Origin of the sequence: Xanthomonas sp. LF06-19, from assembly GCF_034105425.1 — a bacterium.
GTDB classification, from domain to species: Bacteria; Pseudomonadota; Gammaproteobacteria; order Xanthomonadales; family Xanthomonadaceae; genus Xanthomonas_A; species Xanthomonas_A sontii.
In genome coordinates this window covers 325,094-349,822 of record NZ_JAXGGH010000005.1, presented here as the reverse complement: position 1 = coordinate 349,822, position 24,729 = coordinate 325,094, and the positions used below count along the sequence as shown (strand labels likewise).

General features: G+C 69.0%; 16 protein-coding genes and 1 tRNA gene. 5 read left to right on the top strand and 12 right to left on the bottom strand.

Annotation, left to right across the window (positions count from 1 at the left end):
- Nucleotides 1–152: 152 nt before the first annotated feature.
- From SLW55_RS12545 to SLW55_RS12525, 5 genes are all read left to right on the top strand, one after another.
- Entirely contained in the window at nucleotides 153–1,742 is a 1,590-nt protein-coding gene (locus SLW55_RS12545; RefSeq protein WP_017910523.1) for a cytochrome ubiquinol oxidase subunit I, read from the top strand.
- A 19-nt stretch (nucleotides 1,743–1,761) separates the two neighbouring features.
- Nucleotides 1,762–2,913: a cytochrome d ubiquinol oxidase subunit II gene (gene cydB, locus SLW55_RS12540; protein ID WP_267121027.1), complete on the top strand. Its 1,152-nt coding sequence runs from the start codon at nucleotides 1,762–1,764 to the stop codon at nucleotides 2,911–2,913.
- Nucleotides 2,914–2,936: 23 nt separating this feature from the next.
- Nucleotides 2,937–3,056, top strand: a complete 120-nt coding sequence (gene cydX, locus SLW55_RS12535; RefSeq protein WP_152237527.1) for a cytochrome bd-I oxidase subunit CydX — start codon at nucleotides 2,937–2,939, stop codon at nucleotides 3,054–3,056.
- 60 nt (nucleotides 3,057–3,116) lie between these two features.
- A tRNA-Pro gene (locus SLW55_RS12530) sits at nucleotides 3,117–3,193 on the top strand.
- Nucleotides 3,194–3,548: 355 nt separating this feature from the next.
- Nucleotides 3,549–3,815 (top strand): hypothetical protein, encoded by a 267-nt coding sequence (locus tag SLW55_RS12525; protein WP_017917292.1) that lies wholly within the window; start codon nucleotides 3,549–3,551, stop codon nucleotides 3,813–3,815.
- A gap of 22 nt (nucleotides 3,816–3,837) precedes the next feature.
- Here SLW55_RS12525 and SLW55_RS12520 read toward each other — a convergent pair whose 3' ends face one another.
- The 12 genes from SLW55_RS12520 to SLW55_RS12465 all read right to left on the bottom strand — a co-directional run bounded on the left by SLW55_RS12520 (nucleotide 3,838) and on the right by SLW55_RS12465 (nucleotide 24,699).
- Complete coding sequence (locus SLW55_RS12520; protein WP_267084717.1) at nucleotides 3,838–5,022, bottom strand: HlyD family efflux transporter periplasmic adaptor subunit; 1,185 nt, start codon at nucleotides 5,020–5,022, stop codon at nucleotides 3,838–3,840.
- Nucleotides 5,015–7,183 carry a type I secretion system permease/ATPase gene (locus tag SLW55_RS12515; RefSeq protein WP_320745212.1) on the bottom strand — a complete coding sequence of 723 codons (2,169 nt, stop codon included), beginning with the start codon at nucleotides 7,181–7,183 and terminating at the stop codon, nucleotides 5,015–5,017. The genes SLW55_RS12520 and SLW55_RS12515 overlap by 8 nt, the downstream gene beginning before the upstream one ends.
- Complete coding sequence (locus tag SLW55_RS12510) at nucleotides 7,173–8,345, bottom strand: TolC family protein (RefSeq protein WP_226978638.1); 1,173 nt, start codon at nucleotides 8,343–8,345, stop codon at nucleotides 7,173–7,175. Before SLW55_RS12510 ends, SLW55_RS12515 begins: the two co-directional genes overlap by 11 nt.
- Before the next feature lie 101 nt (nucleotides 8,346–8,446).
- Nucleotides 8,447–13,948 (bottom strand): Ig-like domain-containing protein, encoded by a 5,502-nt coding sequence (locus SLW55_RS12505; protein WP_320745211.1) that lies wholly within the window; start codon nucleotides 13,946–13,948, stop codon nucleotides 8,447–8,449.
- 1,311 nt (nucleotides 13,949–15,259) lie between these two features.
- Nucleotides 15,260–17,176, bottom strand: coding sequence for a CocE/NonD family hydrolase (locus SLW55_RS12500; RefSeq protein WP_295964875.1), 1,917 nt, complete (start codon nucleotides 17,174–17,176; stop codon nucleotides 15,260–15,262).
- A gap of 234 nt (nucleotides 17,177–17,410) precedes the next feature.
- Nucleotides 17,411–18,658: a glutamate-5-semialdehyde dehydrogenase gene (locus tag SLW55_RS12495; RefSeq protein WP_320745210.1), complete on the bottom strand. Its 1,248-nt coding sequence runs from the start codon at nucleotides 18,656–18,658 to the stop codon at nucleotides 17,411–17,413.
- A 138-nt stretch (nucleotides 18,659–18,796) separates the two neighbouring features.
- Nucleotides 18,797–19,978, bottom strand: coding sequence for a glutamate 5-kinase (proB, locus tag SLW55_RS12490; RefSeq protein WP_267093907.1), 1,182 nt, complete (start codon nucleotides 19,976–19,978; stop codon nucleotides 18,797–18,799).
- Between the two features lie 4 nt (nucleotides 19,979–19,982).
- Nucleotides 19,983–20,240, bottom strand: coding sequence for a YciI family protein (locus SLW55_RS12485; protein ID WP_017917302.1), 258 nt, complete (start codon nucleotides 20,238–20,240; stop codon nucleotides 19,983–19,985).
- Between the two features lie 125 nt (nucleotides 20,241–20,365).
- Complete coding sequence (gene argH, locus SLW55_RS12480; protein ID WP_295964879.1) at nucleotides 20,366–21,664, bottom strand: argininosuccinate lyase; 1,299 nt, start codon at nucleotides 21,662–21,664, stop codon at nucleotides 20,366–20,368.
- A 112-nt stretch (nucleotides 21,665–21,776) separates the two neighbouring features.
- Entirely contained in the window at nucleotides 21,777–22,742 is a 966-nt protein-coding gene (argC, locus tag SLW55_RS12475; protein WP_295964881.1) for an N-acetyl-gamma-glutamyl-phosphate reductase, read from the bottom strand.
- Nucleotides 22,739–23,368, bottom strand: a complete 630-nt coding sequence (locus SLW55_RS12470; protein ID WP_267096668.1) for a GNAT family protein — start codon at nucleotides 23,366–23,368, stop codon at nucleotides 22,739–22,741. The genes argC and SLW55_RS12470 overlap by 4 nt, the downstream gene beginning before the upstream one ends.
- A 14-nt stretch (nucleotides 23,369–23,382) precedes the next feature.
- Nucleotides 23,383–24,699, bottom strand: a complete 1,317-nt coding sequence (locus SLW55_RS12465) for an acetylglutamate kinase (RefSeq protein ID WP_295964885.1) — start codon at nucleotides 24,697–24,699, stop codon at nucleotides 23,383–23,385.
- Between the last annotated feature and the right edge of the window lie 30 nt (nucleotides 24,700–24,729).

Genomic DNA, 24,729 nt, shown 5'->3' with positions numbered 1-24,729 from the left:
ACCGGAACCGCCGTGGCCGCCACGATGCCGGGCACCCCGGTCCCGCACATTGATCTGAATCAAGGTCGAACGCGCCGCAGCGGCGGAAGATCGCCTCCAATCTCCCGCCACTCGGCCACCCAGATGCACATCTTCCACGAGGTAGCACAGCCATGATCGACACCACTGTCGTAGAGCTGTCGCGGCTGCAGTTCGCCATGACCGCGATGTACCACTTCCTGTTCGTCCCGCTCACCCTGGGCCTGTCCTTCATGATCGCGATCATGGAGAGCGTGTACGTCATGACCCGCAAGGACGTGTGGCGGCGCATGACCCTGTTCTGGGGGGTGCTGTTCGGCATCAACTTCGCGATGGGCGTGGCCACCGGCATCGTCATGGAGTTCCAGTTCGGCATGAACTGGTCCTACTACAGCCACTACGTCGGCGACATCTTCGGCGCGCCGCTGGCGATCGAAGGGCTGATGGCGTTCTTCCTGGAGGCGACCTTCATCGGCCTGTTCTTCTTCGGCTGGAGCAAGCTCACCCCGGTCAAGCACCTGATGGTGACCTGGCTGATGGCGCTGGGCACCAACCTGTCGGCGGTGTGGATCCTGATCGCCAACGGCTGGATGCAGAACCCGACCGGCGCGGTGTTCAACCCGGACACCATGCGCATGGAAGTGGTGGACTTCATGGCGGTGGTGTTCAACCCGGTGGCGCAGGCCAAGTTCGTGCATACGGTCAGCGCCGGTTACGTGACCGGCGCGGTGTTCGTGATGTCGATCAGCGCGCTGTACCTGCTGCGCGGCAAGCACCGCGACATCGCCCGGCGCTCGTTCGCGGTGGCCGCCGCGTTCGGCCTGGCGTCCTCGCTGTCGGTGGTGGTGCTGGGCGACGAGAGCGGCTACGCCGCCAACGAACACCAGAAGATGAAGCTGGCCGCGATCGAGGCGATGTGGGAAACGGAGCAGGCGCCGGCCGACTTCACCGCCTTCGGCATCCCCAATCAGGCCACCGGCAAGAACGACTACGCGATCAAGGTGCCGTACCTGATGGGCCTGATCGCCACGCGCTCGTTGAACACGCCGGTGCCGGGCATCCTGGAACTGGTCAAGCGCGCCGAGCACCGCGTGCGCGGCGGGCAGATCGCCTACGGCGCGCTGCAGCGGCTCAAGGCCAACCGCAACGACGCCGAGGCGCGCGCGGTGTTCGATCGCCACTGGCAGGACCTGGGCCATGGCCTGCTGCTCAAGCGCTACCGCGAGGACATCCTCAACGCCACCCCGGAGGAGATCGCCAAGGCCGCGCTGGACACGGTGCCGCGCGTACTGCCGCTGTTCTGGACGTTCCGGGTGATGGCCGGCCTGGGCTTCTACCTGATCGCGTTCTTCGCCGCCGCGCTGTGGTTCTCGTGCAAGCACAATTTCGAGGACAAGCGCTGGTTCCTGAAGCTGGCGCTGTGGACACTGCCGATGCCGTGGATCGCGATCGAGTGCGGCTGGTTCGTGGCCGAGTACGGCCGCCAGCCGTGGGCGGTGGAAGGCGTGCTGCCGACCTTCTATGCCGCCTCCGGCCTGGCCCTGCACGACATCCTGATCACCCTCGCCGGCTTCGTGGCGATCTACACCACGCTGCTGATCATCGAGATCAAGCTGATGCTCAAGGCGATCCGCAAGGGGCCGGACGACCTGCCCGCCCTGCTGCAACCCGCCCCGCGTCCCGTCACCCCGATCGCCGCGCCTGCGGCCGCCGGCCACCTCTGATTCCGGCAGGAGACACACCATGGACTTCATTGCATTGGACTACACCACGCTGCGCGTGATCTGGTGGCTGCTGCTGGGCATCCTGCTGATCGGCTTCGCGGTGATGGACGGTTTCGACCTGGGCGTCGGCGCGTTGCTGCCGTTCGTGGCCAAGACAGACGCCGAACGCCGGCTGGTGGTCAACACCATCGGCCCGGTCTGGGAAGGCAACCAGGTCTGGTTGATCCTGGGCGGCGGCGCGATCTTCGCCGCCTTCCCGCCGCTGTACGCGGTGAGCTTCTCCGGCTTCTACCTGGCCATGTTCGTGATCCTGTTCGCGCTGATCCTGCGCCCGGTCGGGTTCAAGTTCCGCGGCAAGCTGCCCAGCCAGCGCTGGCGCAACGGCTGGGACTGGGCGCTGTTCGTCGGCGGCTTCATCCCGGCGCTGATCATGGGCGTGGCGGTGGGCAACGTGCTGCTGGGCGTGCCGTTCCATTTCGACGACACCCTGCGGGTGTTCTACACCGGCAGCTTCTTCGGCCTGCTGATGCCGTTCGCCCTGCTCGCCGGCCTGCTCAGCGTGAGCATGCTGGTGGCGCACGGCGCGGCGATGCTGGTGCTGAAGACCGACGGCCCGGTGGCCGAGCGCGCGGCGCGCTACGGCAGCGTCGCCGCACTGGCGGCCTGCGCGCTGTTCGCCGGTGCCGGGGTGTGGGTGGCCACCGGCCTGCCGGGCTACGCGGTCACCTCGCAGGTGGTCACCGACGGCGCCACCAACCCGCTGCTGAAGACCGCCGTGCTCGGCGAGGTGGGCGGCTGGATGCACAACTACAAGACCATGCCGCTGACGGCCCTGGCCCCGGCCGCCGGCCTGCTCGGCCTGCTGCTCAGCGCGGCGCTGTTGCGCAAGCGCCGCGGCGGCCTGGCGTTCATCGCCTCCGGTGCGGCCATCGCCGGCATCATCCTGACCGTGGGCTTTGCGATCTTCCCGTTCCTGCTGCCGTCCTCCAGCCAGCCGGGCTCCAGCCTGACCGTGTGGGACGCCTCCAGCAGCCACCTGACCCTGTGGATCATGCTGCTGGCCACCGTGGTGTTCCTGCCGATCATCCTCGGCTACACCACCTGGGTGTACCGCGTGCTGAAGGGCAAGGTCACCGCCGCCTCCCTGGACGACAACCCCAACGCGTACTGACGCGCCCGCAAGGAGAAACGATCATGTGGTACTTCGCCTGGATTCTCGGTGTCGGCCTGGCCTCCACCGCCGCCATCCTCAACGGGATGTGGTTCGAGGCCCGCGAGCGCAACGCCGCGGACGCGGCCGACGCGACGGAGTAAAATTTTTTTGCAAAGGCGCTTGCCGAATGCGGAAGACCTCCGTATCATGTGCGGCTCCTTCGGGGTGTAGCTCAGTCTGGTAGAGCGCTACGTTCGGGACGTAGAGGTCGCAGGTTCGAATCCTGTCTCCCCGACCAGTTTCAAGGTCACAAGAAGCCTGGAAAACCACAGTTTTCCGGGTTTTTTTGTGTCTGCAATCCGGGATAGGCCGCGCGGTGCGGTGACACCCCTCCTGCCCCTGCCCCGGCCAGCACGCGTCCTCTCGGGGCCGCGGCGGCTTGACTCCATGGCCTGGCTTTTCGCCACAATGGTGGCGGGGAACCGGCGCATTCATCCCCACCTCCTTCCTTGGCGACCACGCGTGCCGGAAGCGAGGTGGCGGGCATGTCCGTTTCGACATTCACGACTCAGACAAACGGACACGACACCATGAAACTGCAAGCGGCACTCTGCCTCTCGTTGATCGTTTTGTATTGCGCACCCGCAGCAGCGGTGACCGAAACCGACAAGCAGGTGGACCGACTCGGCGTGCAGGGCGTACAGGGCGGCGCGACTGCCTACTTCAGCGTCAAGGATGCGCTCTCCACCACCTGCAAGTTCGACATCGTCTACCTCAACCTCGGCGACGAGTTCGGCAAGGCCGCCTATGCGAGCCTGCTCGCCGCGCAGACCTCGGGCAAGAAGCTCTCGCGCTTCGAGTATTGGCAATCCGCTCCAGGCGAAACCTGCACGCTCTCGCTGGTCGAATCGCACAGCTGATCGGCACCGACTACGGCCGCGCTCAGCGCAACCGCGCCTTCAACAGCGGCCGCAGCAGGTAGTTCAGCACGCTGCGCTTGCCGGTCAGGATGTCGACCTCGGCCACCATGCCCGGGATGATCGGCAGCGCTTCGCCACCGCGGCGCAACTGGCTGCCGTCGGTGCGGATCAGCACCTGGTAGAACGACTCCTTCCCATGCGGGGTCTGCTCCTCGATGGTGTCGGCGCTGATCTGCTCGACCGTGCCGTTGAGCTCGCCGTAGATCGTGTAGTCGTAGGCGGTGATCTTGACCCTCGCCCCCATACCCGGCACCAGGAACGCCACGTCGCGCGGTTTGATCCGCGCCTCCACCAGCAGCCGCTCCTCCACCGGAATGATCTCCATGATCGGCTCGCCCGGCGGGATCACGCCGCCGCGTGTATTGATCAGCACGGTGTTGACCCGTCCACGCACCGGCGACAGGATCTCGGTGCGGCGCAACTGGTCGTGGCGCTGGCGCACGATCGGCTCCAGCGCACCGAGATCCGCTTTGCGCTTGGCCAGCTCGGTATACGCCTCCTGGAAGTAGCTGTTGCGCAGCTCGCCGAGCCGGCCCTGCAAGGTGGCGATGTCCTGGCTGAGCTTGAGCGCCTCGACCTGGCTGACCGCGCCCCTGGCCACCAGCGGCCGCACGATGTTCAACTGATCCTGGGCCAGGCGGATCTGCCGCTGGATCGCCTGGCTGCCTTCGGCCAGCTTGCTGCGGCGCGACTCGAACAGGTCGCGCTCGGAACGCTGCAAAGCCTGATTGGAGGCGACCTGCTCGGGGAACGCGATGCGGTCCTTGCCCAGCACTTCGGCGTCCAGGCGCGCGATCGCCGCATGCAACACCTGCTCCTGGTTGACCGACTCCTGATAGTTGGTCAGGAAGTGGGTGCGTTCCAGGCGCACCAGCGGCTGTCCCGGTTTGACCAGTTCGCCTTCCTGCACCAGCAGCCGGTCCAGGATCCCGCCCTCCAGGCTCTGGATCTTCTGCATGCGGCTGTACGGCACCACGCGGCCATCGCCTCGGGTGACCTCGTCCAGCTCGGCCCAGGCCGCCCAGGCCAGGAAGATCGCCACTGTCGCCAGCACGGTCCACAACAACGGCCGGTACAGCGGATGGGTGGAGGCCAGCAGCGGATCGGCCAACCGCCGCCGCAGCGCGATCGCGGTGCGCTCAACCATGGCCGCCCGCCAGTGCCGGCGCCGGCGCCTGTACCCGGTTGCCCTGCAGCACCTGCTCCACCGGTCCATCCACCACCACGCGTCCTTGCCGCAGCACCACGGCACGCCGGGTCAGTTCGAGCATGCTGCGCTTGTGCGTGCTCAGCACCAGCGTGCGCGTGCCCAGCCAGCGCTGCAGGTAGGCGATGACCAACTGCTCGCTGTGCTGATCGAACGCCGCGGTGGGTTCGTCGAGCAGCACCACGCCGGGATCCTGCAGCAGCAGCCGCGCCAGGCCCAGCGCCTGTCGCTGTCCGCCGGAAAGACTGGTGTTGCCCTGGATCGGCAGGTCCAGACCGAAAGGATGCGCGCGCACGAATGCCCCCAGCCCCACCCCGTCCAACGCCGCGTACAGCTCGTCGTCGCCCAGCGCCGCGCCGTGCAGGTTGAGGTTGTCGCGCAGGCTGCCGTGGAACAGGGCCACGTCCTGCGGCAGGTAGCCGATGTTGCGCATGCGGTCGGCCGGGTCGATCTGCGCGATCGCGACGTCGTCGAGCAATAGCCGTCCCGATTGCGCGTCGACCAGGCCCGCCAGCAGGCGCAACAGGGTGGACTTGCCGGCGCCGTTGCCGCCGAGCAACGCCACGCGCTCGCCGGCGCCGATCCGCAGCGCCTGCACGTCCAGCGCCGGCGGCTGATCGCCATGGCGCAGCGTCACCGCATCCAGGCGATAGTCGCCCTTCAGCCGCAGCTTGTGCACGAAGCGCTTGCCGGCCGGACGTTCCTGCGCTGCGCCCAGCAACTGGTCCAACCCCTCCATCGCCACCCGGGTATGCTGCCAGCGCCCCAGCACCGCGGCCGCCTGCCCGAGCGGCGCGATCGCGCGTGCGGCCAGCAGCGAGCAGGCCACCAGCGCACCGACGGTCATCTCGCCCTGCTGGATCCGATAGACGCCGAACACCACCACACCGACGTAGGCCAGCTGCTGCACCACCGAGGCGGCATAGCTGAGCGCGGTGGTCAGCGAATGGGTCTTCATCGCCGAGGCCGCCAGTTGCGCGGTCAGGCCCTCCCACAGGCCCTGGCAGCGACCCTCGGCACGCGCGGCCTTGATCGATTCCAGATGCTCGAACGCCTCCAGCAGCAGGCCGTTCTTCATCGCGCCCTCGCGCAGGTTCTGCCGCGACAGCGCGCCGAGCAGGCGCTGCGCCAGCAGCCCGGGCAGCACCATCAACACGCAGGCGACCAGCGGCACCCACACCACGTGGCCGCCGATCAAGGCGATGATGGCCAGGAAGATCGCCACGAACGGCAAATCGCTGATCAGCGCTGCGCTGGACGTGGTGTAGAACTCGCGCACCGACTCGAACTCGCGGACCTGCGTACTGAAGGCCCCCATCGACCCCGGTTTGGCCGCCATGCGCATGGCCAGCACGCGCGAGAACAGCAGCGTGGACAACTGCAGGTCCAGGCGCTTGCCGAGCACCGCAAGCAACTGCCCGCGCAGGGCGCGCAACACGCCTTCCAGCACGATCGCCAGGACCACGCCGCTGGCGAGGATCCACAAGGTATCGAAGGCCGCGTTGGGCACGACGCGGTCGTACACCTGCATTGCGAACAGCGCCGTGGCGATCGCCAGCAGGTTGGCGACCATCGCCGCCGTCGCCACTTCGGCGTAAGAGCGCCACAACTTCTTCAGCGGGCCGTAGAACCAGTGCTCCGAGTCGCTGCCGGCGTAGCCGCCGAGACGGCCGTCGTCGCGAAAGCGCGGCTTGGCGAACACCGCCGAGCCGCTGTACAGCGGCTCCAGTTCGGCCAGCGGCAGCGTCTGCTCGCCGCCACTGGCATGCGGCAGAAGCACCCGAGCATTCTCCGACTCGATCGCCTCCAGCAGCAGGGTGCGACCATCGTGCAGCAACAGCAGCGCGGGCAGCAGATAGCCGTCCATCCCCGCGAGCGGATAGTCCAGCACGTCGGCATTGAGATCGGCACGGCGCAGTGCCCGGGGGACCAACCGCAAGGGCAGTCGCCCCTGATCCAGCGCAATGCCATCCACCAGTTCGGCATCGGTCAACGGCCGCCCCAGGCGCTGGCACAGCAACAACAGGCCAGGCCGCAGGCCATCTACCTCCGCGGCCTGCGGGGCGCCGATCGACACCGCCGAATTGTCCTCAACCTGCATGGGCGCTCTCCCGGAACATGGCCTGCAACGCCCCGACCTGCGCCGCGGCACGGTAGCGCAGGCGCTTACGTTCGATCCGCAACGCGATCAACTGGCGTTCGGCCTCCAGCCGCTCGCGCTGTACGTTGAGCAGTTCGATCACCTCGCGCCGGCCCACGCTCAACTGCTCGCGGTAGAGCTCGGCCACCTCCACCGCCTGCTGCGCCTGTTGCAGCAGTGCCTGCTCGCGCCCGCGCAGCGCATCGCCGGCATCGGCCAGCGTCTGCACGGTGCGCAGGATCTCGCGGCGCACGGCATCCACGTTCCACTGCGCCGCTTCCAGGCGCTGCCGGGCGGCCTGCGGGCGCAGGAACGTCGACATGCCCTGAAAGACGTCCATGCTCAGGCGCAGCGAAATGGTCGAATCGTTCTGCAGGCGCCCGCCGACGTCGCGGCGCAGCGCGGCGGCTTCCAGATTCAGTTGCGGCTTCAACGCCGCGCGGGCCTCGCGCACTTCCGCTTCGGCGGCACGCACCTGTTCGTTGGCCTTGCGCAGCAAGGGTGAAGCGTCCACCGTCCGCGGCAGCTGCGCCGGCGCCAGTTGCGGCAGGTCCGGCAGATCCGGTTCGAGCAGCCCCTCGGCCTCCGTGCCAACCAGCAGCAGGAACTGATTGCGTACCTCCTGCAGCGTGCCCTGCTCGGACGCCAACTGGTCCTGCCCGCGCGCCAGTTCCAGCCGCGTGCGCTCCAGTTCGCTGCGATCGGCGTAGCCACCGCTGCGCGCTTCGCTGAGGTCGGCGATGGCCTGCAGGCGTTGCAGATGCGCCTGCACCGCCTGCAGCCGCTGCTGCGCCAGCAGTACGTCCAGGTACACGTCCACGATCGCCAGCGCGGCATCGTCGGCGGCGACCTCCACCCCGGCGTCCTGCCCGCGCTGCTGCGCCCGTGCCGCCGCGACCCTGCTCGACACACGGCCCCAGTCGTACAGCATCTGCGAGAGGTTGACGTCGTAGACCACCTCGCCGGGATCCATGGCCTTGGGCCCGGCGCCCACCGACAACGCCGGGTAGTAGCCGCTGCGTGCGATGCGCACGTCGGTGGCGGCACGTGCGGCCTCGGCCATCGCCGCGCGCAGTTGCGGCTCGCTGCTCAGGCCTTGTTGCACCGCCTGGGCCAGCGACATGGCGAAGGCACCTGGCGGTACCGCCAGCAACAGCCAGACGCAGGCGCTGGCCGCCCGGCCAGGCCGGCGCACGCGCCGGCCGTGCGTGCAGGTCTCCCCCATCAGGCCGTCACCACCGCAAGCGTGTTGTCCTCCACCAGCAACGTGGCGCTGCCGAAGCTGTAGACGTGGTAGGTGATGCCATCGATCGCCTGTGTTGTGCCGCTGTCGACGGCACCGACGACGTTGAGCACATCCGCGCTGTCGCCGGTGATCTGCAAGGTATCGTTGCCGTCGGTGATCGCCAGCACCTCCGACGCGGTCAGGGTCAGGGTACTTCCGGAGTCGCCCTTGCCCAGGTCGATACGCTCGATGTTGGACAGCGTGCCCACGCCTGCCGCGTTGTAGTCAAGGTCGATGCCGTTGGCGAACAGCACCGTATCGAAGCCGGCGCCACCGTCGATGCTGGTGAAGTTGGTCGCGGTGATCTGGATGGTGTCGTCGCCATTGCCGGCCAACACCTGATCGCCGCTGCCGATGTTGAAGATCAGGTCGCTGCCGTCGCCGGCGAGGATGCGCTCGCTGCTGCCGTCGGCGCCGGACAGGATGTCGATGCCGCCGGTGCCGTTCACGCTGATGGTGCCGATGCTCAGGGCCGCGCCGCTACCGGACAGGCTGATGCCATAGCGCGCACTGTCGTTGCCCAGCGTGTCGGTGGCGACCACTTCGAAGGCGACCTGCGCGCCAAGGTTGAGCACGCCGGACGCGGTGAGCCCGAGTTGGCTCAGGACGCTGGGACTGAGCAGGTTCAAGGCGAAGTCACCATTGGCGTCGGCCTGGATGGGCGTGAGTTCGACATTGAGCGCCGGAGTGATGACGCGGATCGCCAGGCTGGCATTGGGGTCGGCGTTGCCGCTGAATCCGAAGGTCGCCGGCAGCAATGCGAAGTCCACCCCGAAGTCGCCCAGCGTCAGCGGCTGCGCGATGTTGGCGCCAACCCCCAGCGAGGCGACCGAACTGGTGTTGCCCGCCGGATCGGCACCCGCCACGGACACCTGCGCGTTCAACAACTGCGACCAGCTCAGGCCGATGTCCAGGCCGGTGAGCAGATCCAGCGAGGCCAGGCCGCTGTTGTCGGCCGTCAGCGTGGCCGTGGCCTGCACGCCGCCCACATTGACGTTGACCGTCAGTGCAGTGCCCGGTTCGCTGGAAATCGTCAGCAGATTGGCGACCAGCGACAGCACCGGGGTGGCCGGCGGGATCGTATCGATGGTGAAGCCGACCGAGGACGAGGCCGGGCCCCCGTTGAGATCGGCGGTGACAGTCGCGGCGCCCTGCGGCAACGCGGCGCCGCCGCTCGGCGGCAGCACCGAGACCACCACGTTGCCGGCAGCGAGGTCGCCGCTGGTGAGCGTATGCGGGACATCCACCACGTAACCGTTCTGGCCGGCGAAATGCACGGTGACCACCTGGCCGACCAGCATGTTCGGCCGCAGTTGCACCACCACCTGGATGCCGTCGCCGATTTCCGCAGCGTTGATCCAGGTATCGCCGGCCTCGGGCACGCTGAGCAGCGGCGGCGACAGATCCGGGGCAGTGAGCAGTGCGGGCGGGCTGACGTTGCCGGCGGCATCGACCGCCACCACCGACAGTGCCTGCCCGATCACCAGCGCCGGCACCAGCGGCAGGCTGAAGGCGCCATTGCCATCGGCCTGGATCAACAGTGGATTGGCGGTATCGCCGTTCACCACCACACGCAGTTGCGCGTTGGCTTCGGCGGTGCCGGTGAGCAGGCTGCCGTCCAGGCTGATCGTGACCAGCGGTGCCGCCGGTGCCAGCGCATCCACCGTGGTGGTCGCCGGAGGACTGACATTGCCGGCGGCATCGGTGGCCACGGCGTTGACGACGGTGCCGTCCGGCAGTGGCGCCGCCGGGGTGACGCTCCAGTTGCCGGCGCCATCGGCGGTGGTCTGCCCGATCAGCGTGCCGTTGCCGTCGGTGACGGTGACCGTCGCACCCGCTTCGGCAGTACCGACAATCGCCGTGCCGTTGCTCGGCTGCAGCACCGGCGCCGCCGGTGCCAGCGCGTCAATTGTGGTGGACGCCGGCGGACTGGTATTGCCGGCCGCATCGCTTGCCACGGCATTCACCACCGTGCCGTTCGGCAAGGCCGTGCCCGGTGTGACGCTCCAGTTGCCGGCGCCATCGGCGGTGGTCTGCCCGATCAGCGTGCCATTGCCATCGGTGACAGTGACCGTCGCACCGGCTTCGGCAGTCCCGACGATCGCCGTGCCATTGCTCGGCTGCAGTATCGGCGCGGCCGGTGCCAGCGCATCGACCGTGGTGGACGCCGGCGGACTGGCATTGCCAGCCGCGTCAGTCGCCACGGCGTTCACGACGGTGCCATCCGGCAACGCGGCTCCCGGGGTCACACTCCAGTTGCCCGCGCCATCGGCGGTGGTCTGCCCGATCAGCGTACCGTTGCCATCGGTCACCGTCACCGTCGCGCCCGCTTCCGCCGTACCGACGATCGCCGTGCCATTGCTCGGCTGCAGCACCGGCGCGGCCGGTGCCAGCGCATCGACCGTGGTGGACGCCGGCGGGCTGGCATTGCCGGCCGCATCGGTCGCCACGGCATTGACGACGGTGCCATCCGGCAACGCGGCGCCCGGGGTCACGCTCCAGTTGCCGGCGCCATCGGCCGTCGTCTGGCCGATGAGGTTGCCATTGCCGTCGGTCACCGTCACCGTTGCGCCCGCTTCGGCGGTACCGACAATCGCCGTGCCGTTGCTCGGCTGCAGCACCGGCGCCGCCGGTGCCAGCGCATCGACCGTAGTGGACGCCGGCGGGCTGGCATTGCCGGCCGCGTCGGTGGCGACGGCGTTGACGACGGTGCCATCCGGCAACGCGGCGCCCGGGGTCACGCTCCAGTTGCCGGTGCCATCGGCCGTCGTCTGCCCGATCAGGTTGCCATTGCCGTCGGTGACAGTGACCGTCGCACCCGCTTCGGCAGTCCCGACGATCGCCGTGCCATTGCTCGGCTGCAGTACCGGCGCGGCCGGTGCCAGCGCATCGACCGTGGTGGACGCCGGCGGGCTGGCATTGCCGGCCGCGTCGGTGGCGACGGCGTTGACGACGGTGCCATCCGGCAACGCGGCGCCCGGGGTCACGCTCCAGTTGCCGGTGCCATCGGCCGTCGTCTGCCCGATCAGCGTGCCATTGCCATCGGTCACCGTCACCGTCGCGCCCGCTTCCGCCGTACCGACGATCGCCGTGCCGTTGCTCGGCTGCAGCACCGGCGCCGCCGGCGCCAGCGCATCGACCGTGGTGGACGCCGGCGGGCTGGCATTGCCAGCCGCATCGGTGGCGACGGCGTTGATCACGGTACCGTCAGGCAACGCGGCACCCGGGCTCACGCTCCAGTTGCCGGCGCCATCGGCCGTCGTCTGCCCGATCAGCGTGCCGTTACCGTCGGTCACCGTGACGGTCGCACCCGCCTCCGCAGTCCCGACGATCGCCGTGCCGTTGCTCGGCTGCAGCACCGGCGCCGCCGGTGCCAGCGCATCGACCGTGGCGGAAGCCGGCGGGCTGGCATTGCCGGCCGCGTCGGTGGCCACAGCATTCACCACCGTGCCATCCGGCAACGCGGCGCCCGGGGTCACGCTCCAGTTGCCGGCGCCATCGGCCGTCGTCTGCCCGATCAAGTTGCCATTGCCATCTGTGACGGTGACCGTCGCACCCGCCTCGGCAGTCCCGACGATCGCCGTGCCATTGCTCGGCTGCAGTACCGGCGCCGCCGGCGCCAGCGCATCCACTGTGGTCGTCGCCGGCGGACTGACGTTGCCGGTCGCATCGGTGGCCACGGCGTTGACCACGGTGCCATCGGGCAACGCGGCGCCCGGAGTCACGCTCCAGTTGCCCGCGCCATCGGCAGTGGTCTGTCCGATCAGCGTGCCGTTGCCGTCGGTCACCGTCACCGTCGCCCCCGCCTCGGCGGTACCGACGATCACCGTGCCGTTGCTCGGCTGCAGCACCGGCGCCGCCGGTGCCAGCGCATCCACGGTGAGCGATGCGGGCGGGCTGACGTTGCCGGCCGCGTCCGTGGCGACGACGTTGACCACGGTGCCGTCCGGCAAGGCCGTGCCCGGTGTGACGCTCCAGTTGCCGGCGCCATCGGCGGTGGTCTGGCCGATCACCGTGCCGTTGCCGTCGGTGACGGTGACCGTCGCGCCGGCCTCCGCCGTGCCGACGATCGCGCTGCCATCGCTCGGCTGCAGCACTGGCGCGGCCGGCGCCAGCGCATCGACGGTGGTCGTCGCCGGCGGGCTGGCGTTGCCTGCGGCATCGGTGGCGACAGCGGTGATGACCGTGCCGTCGGGCAGCGGACTGGCGGGGACGAGCCTCCAGTTGCCGGACGCATCGACCGCGGCCTGCCCGATCACCGCACCGTTGCCGTCGGTCACCGTCACTGTCGCACCGGCCTCCGCCGTGCCGTTGATCTCGCTGCCGTTGCTCGGCTGCAGCACCGGTGCCGCGGGTGCCACCGCGTCCACCGTGGTGGTCGCCGGCGGACTGACCGTGCCGGCGGCATTGCTGGCGACCGCCGTGATCACCGTGCCGTCCGCCAGCGGTGTGGCCGGGGTAAAGCTCCAGTTGCCGGACGCATCGACGATGGCCTGGCCGATCAATGCGCCGTTGCCGTCGGTCAGGGTGATGGTCGCACCCGCTTCCGAGGTACCGGCGATGACGCTGCCGTTGCTGGCGTCGATGACCGGTGCCGCCAGCAGATCCGGCGCCTGCACGCTGGCCGGCGGACTGGTGTTGCCGCCCGGATCGGTCACCACCACGGTCAGCGTCTCGCCATCGGTCAGCGGCGGCTGCAAGGGCACGGTGAAGGTGCCATCGCTGCCGACCACGGCCGTGACGTCCGGCACGCCGTCGCCATTGGTATCCACGCCCACTGTGGCGCCCGCCTCCGCGGTGCCGGTGAGGCTGCCGCCATCGGCCGAGACCTGCAGATTGCCGGCCGCCGCCGGCGGCGTGGTGTCGGGCGCGTTGACGCTGGCGCCGGGGCCGGTGTTGCCGGCTGTGTCGGTCACCACCACCGTCAGCGGTTCGCCATTGGTGAGTGGCGGCTGCAGCGGTACTGTGAAGGTGCCGTCGCTGCCGACCACGGCGGTCACGTCCGGCACGCCATCGCCATTGGTATCCACACCCACCGTCGCGCCTGCCTCCGCGGTGCCGGTGAGGCTGCTGCCATCGGGCGCCACTTGCAGGTTGCCGGCCGCACCGGGCGGGGTGACGTCCGGCGCCTGCACCATCGCCGGTGGGCTGGTATTGCCCACCTGATCGATCACCACGACCGAGACCATTTCTCCATCGATCAACGGAGTAGGCAGGGCAACAACGAAGGTGCCACTGCTTTCGGTCATCACGATATGGTCCACCTGTCCGTCGCCATCGGTGTCGACGTGTACCCAGGCACCAGCCTGCGCGGCTCCGGTCAACTGCAAGCCGTTCTCCGCGATGCGCAAGTTGCTGGCGGCCGCTGGCGGCACGGGCGACGCTGGGGGCGGAGAAGCAGGCGGCTGCACGATCAGGTTGCTGTCGTCCTGCTTGCTCATACTGCCCAGTGCACCAGCGCCCGCCGCTACCCCGCCAGCCAGCAGCAATGGCCCGAGGAGGCCGCCAGATGATGCGCCTATGCCCGCCGCAGTCAGTGACTCGAATCCTGCCTCGACACTCAATGGCGCATATGTGCCCAGCAATGCGCCTGCTTCGCCAGTGCCGGAGAACTGCACCGCAACCAGACGCTCTTCCTGAGTCAGGAACAATTGGCTTGGTTCAGGGGCTGGATCAAAGAAGTGGGCAACGCGCAGCATTTCGCCGCTTTTCATCCGCACGATCAGATCATCGCCCTCACGCGTGTACGCCGCGATAGCATCAGGCGGCATGTCAAGCACCACACGGCTGGGCTGATCCAGATTAACTACACCGTCTGATGGCAGCGGGATAGCCTGGGCGCGCGCGGGGTCCGCATCGTGCGGGACAACCTTGACCTGGATACTCATGACGAACACTCCTTTCGCGAGGATGGGCGGAAGCGGGCGAGCGTGAGCCGATGGCCTGGGGCGGTCGACGCGACTGAGCGCCGTGCAGGCCGATACGTAGGCAACACCTCACCTACGCGGCCCTATCGGTCCACGACAAGCATTGGATCGGTGATCAAGCAACGCAGCGCACGCACTGCCGCGCGCCACGTCGGGGTGGACGCAGCTAGCGTCGGGGTCGTTGCAAGGGGGAAACCCGGGGATGAGGCCGGCGGCGGCGATGCGCCACGTGACGGGGCGAACGAGACAAACGGGCGGTGTCCAATGACATCACGGGCACTCCTGGTGAAAGCAAAACAGTTCGAACGGCAGGACGGCAACACCATGTGCAGTGACTCTGCGCCGACATGCCTCGCCTGCATTGCGAGGTGCCCACCCTCAGGTCCGGATCGATCGTGCCGCATATCCGCCAAAGAACTGGCGTTACGCGGTCCCCCCTTCCGTTTGCACGCACCGATCTTTGCCAACGACGACACACATAGGCAATAAACCGGCACAAATACGTGACACAACTGTGTTTAGCACCACACTCCAGCGACGCTTTTTTCACAAAGCCCGCTGCGGGTTTTTCAAGGTTATTGCGCAAAGCAATAAAAAAATGACGCCACCGGCATGGCCCGGTTCTGCGCGGTTGCGTGCGTCCCTGCATCGGCTGCGTTCGCCGAACCGCGCCGGTAAACGATTGCATCGACAGGCGCAGGCAACACCGTGCGGCCGGCGCGCCTGAGCAGCGCCCGGCCCTGTCATGGCGATCGGCCCACCGAACCTGGACGGTTGGCAGCGCGACGCATGGCGTCGCGCGCCGCCGGTGCGGCACTCTCTGGCTCAGTACACCGGCAAACTGATGAAACTGGCCTGCTGCGGCGTGTGCCAGATCCGCTGCGTCGCCTTCTGGTAATCGCCGGGCTTGGCGAAGTAGATGTTGGGCACGTAGGTCTGCGGATTGCGGTCGTACAGCGGGAACAGGCTCGACTGCACCTGCACCATCACCCGGTGGCCGCGCTCGAAGGTGTGATTGGCCGTCGGCAGGCCGAAGCGGTAGGCCAGCGGCTGGTTCGGAGTGAGGGGCGCCGGATGCTCGAAGCTTTCGCGGTAGCGGCCGCGGAAGATCGCCAGCGACACCGGCAATTCGTAGCCGCCCAGTTTCGGATCGGACGCCATCTGGTCCGGGTACACGTCGATCAGCTTCACCACCCAGTCGCTGTCGCTGCCGCTGGTGGAGGCCTGCAGGTTCACCTGCGGCGCGCCGGCGATGCGCAGCGGTGCCTGCAGCGGTTCGCTGACGAAGGTCAGCACGTCCGGGCGGCCGTCGACGAAGCGCTGGTCGTGCACCAGCCAGGTGGTCCACATGTCGCGGTCGCCGAACACCACCGGGCGCGGCACGAACGGCACCGGCTTGGCCGGGTCGGACACGTACTCGGTGTACTCGCCCTGCCCGGCCTGGGGCGCCTCGAACGAGACGCGGCCGCCGGCCTCCAGGTACAGCGGCTTGCTCTGCGCCGGGCAGCCCTGCGCGCAGCTCAGCGGCCAGCGCTGCAGGCGGTCCCAGTGGTTGGCGCCGGTATCGTAGATCAGCACCGGCGGCGTGTCGGCCTTGGGCGCGCCGTCGACCAGGTACTGATCGAAGAACGGCTTGAGCACGTCGCGGCGGAACTGCAGCGCGGTGTCGCCGTCGAACTGCAGCGCGCCCAGCGAGGCGCCCTCGTAGTTGACCTGACTGTGCCGCCACGGCCCCATCACCAGGTAGTTCTTGTCGTTGCCGGTGTCGCGCGGCTCCATCGCCTCGTAGCTGTGGATCGCGCCCCACATGTCTTCCTGGTCCCACAGCCCCTGCAGCCACATCGTCGGCACCTTCAGCGGGGTGCGCGCCATCACCTTGTCCAGCGCCTGCTCCTGCCAGAACGCGTCGTAGGCGGGGTGCTCGGTGAGCTTGCGCCACCACGGCAACTGCTCCAGCCCGGCAGCCTTGGCGTAGTCGCCGGCCGAGCCGGCGCGCAGGAAATTGCTGTAGTCGTCGTAGCCCTCGCGCGGGATGCCCTCGCCCTTGCCGCGCCGGGTCATCTGGCCGGTGAAGTAGTCCAGGTTGACCTGGCGGAAGGCGCCGTAGTTGAGCCAGTCGTCGCCCATCCAGCCGTCGATCATCGGGCTCTCCGGCGCGGCCACCTTCAGCGCCGGATGCGGATCGGCCAGCGCCATCACCACGGTGAAGCCCTCGTAGGACGAACCGATCATGCCGACCTTGCCGTTGGATTCGGGCACGTGCTTGACCAGCCAGTCGATGGTGTCCCAGGCGTCGGTGGCATGGTCGACCTTGGTCGGGTTGAGCGGCCCGCGCAGCGGCCGGGTCACCACGTAGTCGCCCTCCGAGCCGTATTTGCCACGGATATCCTGGAACACGCGGATGTAGCCGCCATCGACGAACACCTCGTCGCCCTGCGGCAGCAGATCGCGCATGTGCGGCGAGGCCAGCCGGCTGGCACGGCCGCTGGCGTCGTAGGGCGTGCGGGTCAGCAGCATCGGCGCGCCGTGCGCGCCCTTGGGCAGCACGATCACCGTGTGCAGCTTGACCCCGTCGCGCATCGGGATCATCACCTCGCGCTTGATGTAGTCGTTGGCCGCGGTCGGCGCGACGAAGGGCTTGCCGGTGATGTCCGGGGTCATCGGCGCGGTCTGGGCGAACGCGGTGCCGGCGGTGGCGAGAGCGACAGCAGCGGCGAGCAGGCAGGGAGCGAGGCGGCGCATGGGCATTGGATCCCGAAAGGAGGCGAATCCGCGACGCTAGGCGACGGCGCCTCACTCGGCAAGTGACAAAGGCTGGGTCGCCGACCCTCGCCGTTGGCGCCGCGGGCACGCGAGCGCGCAGGCACGCCATGCCAATCAGCCCAGGTGGCTGCCCTGTCCCAACTCCACCTACACGACGCAGATCACTCCCTTGCCAGGCAGCTCAGGCGCCCGACCGACCAGGATCGCAGCGCCTCAGTGCCGCACCTGGCCTTCGCCGCGCACCACGAAGCGCTCCACGGTCAGCGCTTCCAGGCCCATCGGGCCGTAGGCGTGCAGGCGCGTGGTGGAGATGCCGATCTCCGCGCCCAGGCCCAGTTCGCCGCCGTCGGAGAAGCGCGAGGAGGCGTTGACCATCACCACCGCCGCGCGCAGCGCCTGCACGAAGGCCTCCGCGTTGGCCGCATCCGCGGTGGCGATGACTTCGGTGTGATCCGAGCCGTAGCGGCGGATATGCGCGATCGCGGCGTCCAGGTCGGGCACCACCGCGACCGCCAGGATCAGGTCCAGGTACTCGGCGGCGTAGTCGTCGTCGCTGGCAGGGTCGATGTCCGGCAGCAGCGCGCGGGTGGCGGCATCGCCGCGCAGGGCGACACCGCGTGCACGCAGCGCCTGCGCCGCCAGCGGCAGGAAGCGCGCGGCCACGTCGGCGTGCACCAGCAGCGTTTCCAGCGAATTGCAGGCGGCCGGCCGCGTGGTCTTGCCGTCGACCAGCAGCTTCACCGCCAGCGCCAGGTCCGCCGAGGCGTCGACGAACAGATGGCATACGCCCTTGTAGTGCTTGATCACCGGCACCCGCGCATGTTCGGCGACGAATCGGATCAGGCCTTCGCCGCCGCGCGGGATCGCCAGGTCGACGATGTCGTGGAGCTGCAGCAGTTCCAGCATGGTCTCGCGGCGCAGATCCTCGACCAGGGTCAGCGCGGCCTCGCCGATGCCTGCGTCGCGCAAAGCCCGGCGCAGTGACGCGGCGATGGCGGTGTTGGAGTGGATCGCCTCGGAGCCGCCGCGCAGGATCACCCCGTTGCCGGCCTTGATGCACAGCGCCGCGGCGTCGGCGGTGACGTTGGGGCGCGCCTCGTAGATCATCGCCACCACGCCCAGCGGCACGCGGATCTTCTGCACGCGGATGCCGTTGGGGCGCACGTCGTCGCGGGTGACCTGCCCCACCGGGTCGGGCAGGCCCGCCACCTCGCGCAGCGCCGCGGCGATGCCGTCCAGGCGCTTGCGGTCCAGCGCCAGCCGATCGAGCATCGCGCTGCCGACGTCCTTGGCCCGCGCCGCCTCCAGATCGCGCGCATTGGCGGCGAGGATCGCCTCCGCATCCGCTTCCAGCGCCGCCGCCATCGCCTCCAGCAACGCCTGTTTGGCCGGCGACGACAACTGCGCCAGCGCTTGCGCGGCATCGCGGCAGTGCAGGGCCTGGGTGCGGATGGAGGTCATTGGGCGGCTCCGGTGGATTCGGGATTCGGGATTCGAAAAGGCTACGTTCGGCGCGAGGACATCAGAGGCGGCGAACGCGAGGCGTGATGCAGGTGCCGGTCTTGCGCCGCCTCCGCGACCGGCGCGGGGCGGGCGCGATTACGCCGATTCCCCATTCCCGACTCCCGATTCCCGCACCACCACCAGGTCGTCGCGGTGGATCACATTCTCGCCATAGTTGTAGCCCAGGATCGCCTCGATGTCGCGCGAGTGGCGGCCGGCGATGCGGCGGATGTCCACCGCCGCGTACTGGCTGACCCCGCGCGCCAGGCAGCGTTCCCCGGCCGCGTCGCGCAGGCGCACCTCCACCATGTCGCCGCGGCGGAACTCGCCCACGGCACCGGCCACCCCGCCCGGCAGCAGCGAGGCGCCCTTGTCGAGCAGCGCGGCGGCAGCGCCGGCATCGACCAGGATCGCTCCCGGTTCCACCGGCACGTGGCGCAGCCAGTACTTGCGCGCGGCGATGCGGTTGCGTGCGGCATGGATGCGCGTGCCGCGCAGGCTGTCCTGGGCCAGGCCGCGCACCACCTCGGCGCTGCGGCCGTTGAACAGATAGGTCTCGATGCCGGCGGCGCCGGCCTTGGCCGCGGCCTCCAGTTTGGTGCGCATGCCGCCGGTGCCCACGCCGCTGCCGCTGCCGCCGGCCATGGCCAGCACCGCCGCGCTCAGTTCCTGCACCTCGTGCAGCGGCTGCGCCTGCGGGTCGCGGCGCGGGTCGGCGGTGTACAGGCCGTCGATATCGGTGGCGATGAACAGCGCATCAGCATCGACCAGGGCGGCGACGATCGCGGCCAGATTGTCGTTGTCGCCGAGCTTGAGTTCGTCTACCGACACGGTGTCGTTCTCGTTCACCACCGGCAGCGCGCCCAGCCGCAACAGCTCGCCCAGGGTGGCGCGCGCATTGAGGTAGCGGCGGCGGTTGCGCAGGTCGTCGTGGGTCAGCAGCACCTGCGCCACCGGCCGTTCGAAGAAGCGCTGCCACAGCGCGATCAGCTGCGCCTGGCCGAGCGCGGCCAGCGCCTGCCGTGCCGCCAGCGCCGCACCGGCCTCGGCGGCCTTGGGCACGATGGCGCGGCCCGCGGCGACCGCGCCGGAGGACACGATCACCAGTTCGCGCCCGGCCGCCAGGTTGGCCGAGACGAACTGCGCCAGGCCCAGCGCGAAGCGCGGGGTCAGCCCGCCGCCGTCGGCGGCCAGCAGGCTGCTGCCGACCTTGAGCACCGCGCGCCGCCACGGCGGCAGGCGTTGTTCGACGAAGGGCGATGGCGTCTGCGAGGTCATGGGATCAGCGCGTGTTCCATTCGTAGACGGTGAGGTCGGAGCTGCCGTGGATCGCCAGCGGATCGGCGGCGACGATCGCCTGCGCCTGCGCCAGGTCGTCCACGCCCTGCAGCAGGTAGGCGCCGCCGCTGCGGTCGCTGAAGCCGCCGGTCAGCGCCAGCAGGCCGCGTGCGCGCAGGTCGTCGAGGAAGGCCTGATGCGGCGCGACCACGCGCTCGTCGAAGCTCGGTTTGCGCATCGCCAGGACCAGGTAGTGCTTCATCGTACGGTGTTCCTTCTGCAATCGGTTTGCATGTTCGGCGTCGCAGCGAATGCTTTTTGTGGGAGGGGCTTCAGCCCCGACGCGTTAGCGCCGAGGCGTCGCGGCTGAAGCCCTCCCACAGGCAATCAAGCGTCCAGCGCGTGCCAGCGCGCCTGCAGCTCGTCCAGGCGCAGATCGGCGGCAGCGCCGGGCGAGACCCGCGCGGCCAGGCTGCCTTCCGGCGTGCGCCCCTGCCCAGCGCTGTCGGCGGACGCGGCGGCGGCCTGGTAGGCCTCGCGGAACGGCACACCGGCCACTGCGGCTTCCACCGCCACGTCGGTGGCGTACATGCCCGAATCGATCGCCGCGCGCAGCCTGTCCTCGCGCCACTCCAGGTTGGCCAGCAGCGCCGGCAGCAGCTCCAGCGCGGACAGGCCTCGGCCGAAGCCATGGAAGATCGCGCCCTTGCTGCTCTGCAGGTCGCGGTGATAGCCCGACGGCAACGACAGCAACTGCTCGATCTCGGTGCGCGCGGCAGCCACGCTGGCGTGGGTGGCGCGCATCAGCTCGATCACGTCCGGGTTGCGCTTGTTGGGCATGATCGAGCTGCCGGTGGTGTACTGCGCCGGCAACGCGACGAAGCCGAATTCGCCGCTGGTGAACAGCGACAGGTCCCAGGCCAGGCGGCGCAGATCCAGGGTGGCGCTGCCCAGCGCTTCCAGCGCGGCCATCTCGAACTTGCCGCGCGAGAGCTGCGCATAGATCGGGCTGACCTGCAGGCGCGCGAAACCCAGCGCGGCGGTGGTGTGGGCACGGTCCAGCGGCAGGTTGACGCCGTAGCCGGCGGCGGTGCCCAGCGGATTGCAGTCGACCAGGCGCAGGGTGTCGCGGGCGCGGACGGCATCGTCGAGGAAGGCCTCGGCCCAGCCCGCCCACCACATGCCCGCCGAGGACACCACGGCACGCTGGATGTGGGTGTAGCCGGGCACTGGCAGGTCGCGCTCGGCCTGCGCGCGGTCCAGCGCCACCTTGGCGATCTCCGCGCTCAATTGCGCCAGCCGCGCCAACTTGTCCTTCAGCCACAGCCGGGTGGCGACCAGGATCTGGTCGTTGCGGCTGCGCCCGGTGTGGATCTTGCGCCCGGCATCGCCCAGGCGCTCGGTCAGCCGCGCCTCGATCGCCGAGTGGCCGTCCTCGAAGCGCGCATCCAGCACGAACGCGCCGCTGCGGAAATCCTCGGCCAGCACCGCCAGCTCGCGCTGCAGCCCGGCCAGTTCGTCGGCGGACAGGATGCCGATGCGCTGCAGGCCCTCGGCGTGCGCGCCGCTGGCGGCGATGTCGTGCAGGAAGAACTCGCGGTCCAGGAGCACGTCGTCGCCGGCCAGGAAGGCCTGGATCTGCGTGTCGACGGCGACGCCGGGTTTCTGCCAGAGAAGATTAGTCATTGGGGGTCCTTTTTTGCGGGACCCGGGACCCGGGGCCCGGGACCCGGAAAAGCAAAAGCATCGGCTCTTGCTTCTCCGGGTCCCGAGTCCCGGGCCCCGGGTCCCGACGATTTCAAACGGGAATCGACGTCAACTCGTCCACGCCCAGCGCCAGGTTGAGGTTCTGCATCGCCTGCGTCGCGGCGCCCTTGAGCAGGTTGTCGAGCGTGGCCACCAGCACCAGCCGCTTGTTGCCCGGGACCAGGGTGAAGCCGCCGAGCTGCACGCCGTGGCGGCCGGCGATGCGGCTGACCCACGGCGCCTCGTCGACTACCTCGATCAGCGGCTCATCGGCATAGCGCGTGCGATACAGCTGCTGCACCGCCTCCAACTTCAGCGGCTGCTGCAGCCACAGGTTCACGGTCATGGTGATGCCACGGAAATGCGGCGCCACATGCGGCATGAATTCCACCGGCACGCCGAGCTGTGCGGACACCTCGCGCTCGTGCATGTGGTCGGTCAGCGCGTACGGCATCAGGTTGTCGTGCAGCAGCGCCGGGTTGTTCTTGTCCGACGGCGTGGTGCCGGCACCGGAATAGCCGGACACGCCGAAGCACTGCGGCGGCCCGGCGAGCTGCTCGCGCAGCGGCGCGATCGCCAACTGCATCGCGGTGGCGTAGCAGCCCGGGTTGCTGATGCGGCGCTGCCCGGCATAGCCGGCGCGGGTCAGTTCCGGCAAGCCGTAGTACCAGGCCGGGTCGAAGCGGTAGTCCGCGGACAGATCGACCACGATCGGGTCGGGCGCACCGGCGGCGACCGCCGCATCCAGCGCCGCCACGTAGGGCGCGGCCTTGCCGTTGGGCAGCGCCAGCACCACCACGTCGGCGCGCTTGGCCGCCACCGCGTCCGGGTCGAGATTCTCGTAGCGCAACTCGCCTTCGTAAGCGTCGTGGTGCGCATCGACGCGCTGCCCGTCCAGCTCGCGCGAAGACAGGAAGGCCAGCCGCAACTGTGGATGCGCGGCGATCAGGCGGATCAGTTCGGCGCCGGTGTGGCCACGGGCGCCGACGATGCCGATGGAATGAATGGAAGTGCTCATGCGTGCGAATCCAGGCGGAACTGCAGGTGGCGTTTCACCCCGGCCCATTCCGTATCGATGATGGAGAAGATGACGGTGTCGCGCGGGGTGCCGTCGGCGTGGCGCTTGTGGTTGCGCAGCACGCCGTCCTGCTTGGCCCCCAGCCGCGCGATCGCGGTGCGCGAGGCATGGTTGAACCAGCTGGTCTCGAACACCACGCTGAGGCAGCCGAGCGTGTCGAAGGCATGGCCAAGCAGCAGCAGCTTGGCCTCGGTGTTCAGGCCGCTGCGCTGCACCCGCGGCGCGTACCAGGTGTAGCCGATCGACAGCGTCGGCACCTGTGGATCCAGGCCGTAGAAACGCGTGCTGCCGACGATCTCGCCCTGCGCATCGCGCACCACGAACGGCAGCACCCGGCCCAGCGCCTGCACCTCCAGCGCGGCAGCGACGTAGGCGTCCACCCGCTCCGGCGCCGGCACATTGGTGTACCACAGCGCGTCCAGGCCGCTGCCGCGCAGCGCGGCGCGCAGGCCCTCGGCATGCGCCGCCTGCAGCGGCTCCAGGCTGACGTGGCGCCCGCGCAGTGTGGGCACGTGGCGCCAGGCCTCGGGCAGCACGGGATCGATGCTGGAGATGGGAACGGTCATGACGAAAGCGCCGCTCAACCCTGCAGGGTCGGCGTGCGCGTCGCGCAATGCGCCACGCAGTGCTGGATCTGCTCGAAGGTCTCCAGGCCGTACCAGAACACCTTCCACTTCTCCTGCTTGAAGCAGCCGTCGGACTCGGCGTAGTAGAAGATGTTGACCTGGTTGTTGTGGCGCGAGCGCCAGAACAGTTGCGGCGTCTCCTCGCGCATCACGTTCCACACCGCGCGGCCCAGGCCCTCGCCCTGCGCGTCGTCGAGCACCGCGAACTTGTCCAGGTAGGTATAGCCACCCTCGTCGGTGAGGATCACCGCGGTGCGGTAGTTCTCGCTGACGTAGGCGCGCAGCAGCTTGGTGGTGTCGAAATAATCCGGCACCAGGGTGCGGCCGAAACTGGATTCGATCAGGGTCTTCAGCCGCGGCAGGTCCAGTTCGCCCCATGTCGTGGCGCGCAGCACCTTCTCGCCGCGCCGCACCAGGGTGCCCGAGCCCTTGTGGGTGAACAGTTCCTTGGCCAGGTCGGCCGGGCGCGTGATCGACACCGACGACTCCAGCGGCAGCCGGTCCAGCAGGTCCTTGATCTGCTCGATCTTGACCTTCATGCCGCCATGGATCCACGGCTGCGCGATCAGGTGGTCGTACTCGGTGGACAGGTTGATCGAATCGATCACCGTACCCTTCTCGTCGAGCAGACCGCCGGTGCCGGTGAGGAAGATGATCTTGTACGGCTGCAGTTCCTGCACCAGTTCGTTGGCGGCGAAATCGGCGTTGATATTGAGGATCTGCCCGCTGGGGGTCTCGCCCAGGCTGGTGATGACCGGGATCGAGCCGGCCTGCAGGCTGGCCTCGATCGGTGCCAGGTTCACCGCGGTGACCTCGCCGACCAGCCCGTAGGTGTCGCGGTCAAGATACTGCGCCTCGAACACGCCGCCGGTGATCGAGGTGGCGCGCGCACCGTTCTGCTGCAGCGCCTCGACCAGCTTGAGGTTGGAGGCCTGGAACACCCGGCGCACGATCGCCAGCGCTTCCGGCGAGGTCACCCGCAGGCCGTTGACGGTCTGCTTCTCGATGCCGGCGGCGGACAGCTCCGCGTCCAGCTGCGGGCCGGCGCCGTGCAGCACGATCGGGGTCAGGCCCACTTCCTGCAGAAACGACAGCGAGGAAGTCAGCGCCTCCAGGTCGTCGCGCAGCACCGCGCCGCCGACCTTGACCACGGCGAAGCGCTTGGCGTCCAGTTGCGAGAAGCGCTTGAGGTACTGGCTGATCTCCTTCGCGCTGGCCATGCTCGAGAGCAGGCGCACGATGGTCTGGCGGGTTTGGCGGTTGGCGTGCATGGCGAGGGGCGATGTCCGAAGGAATCCAGG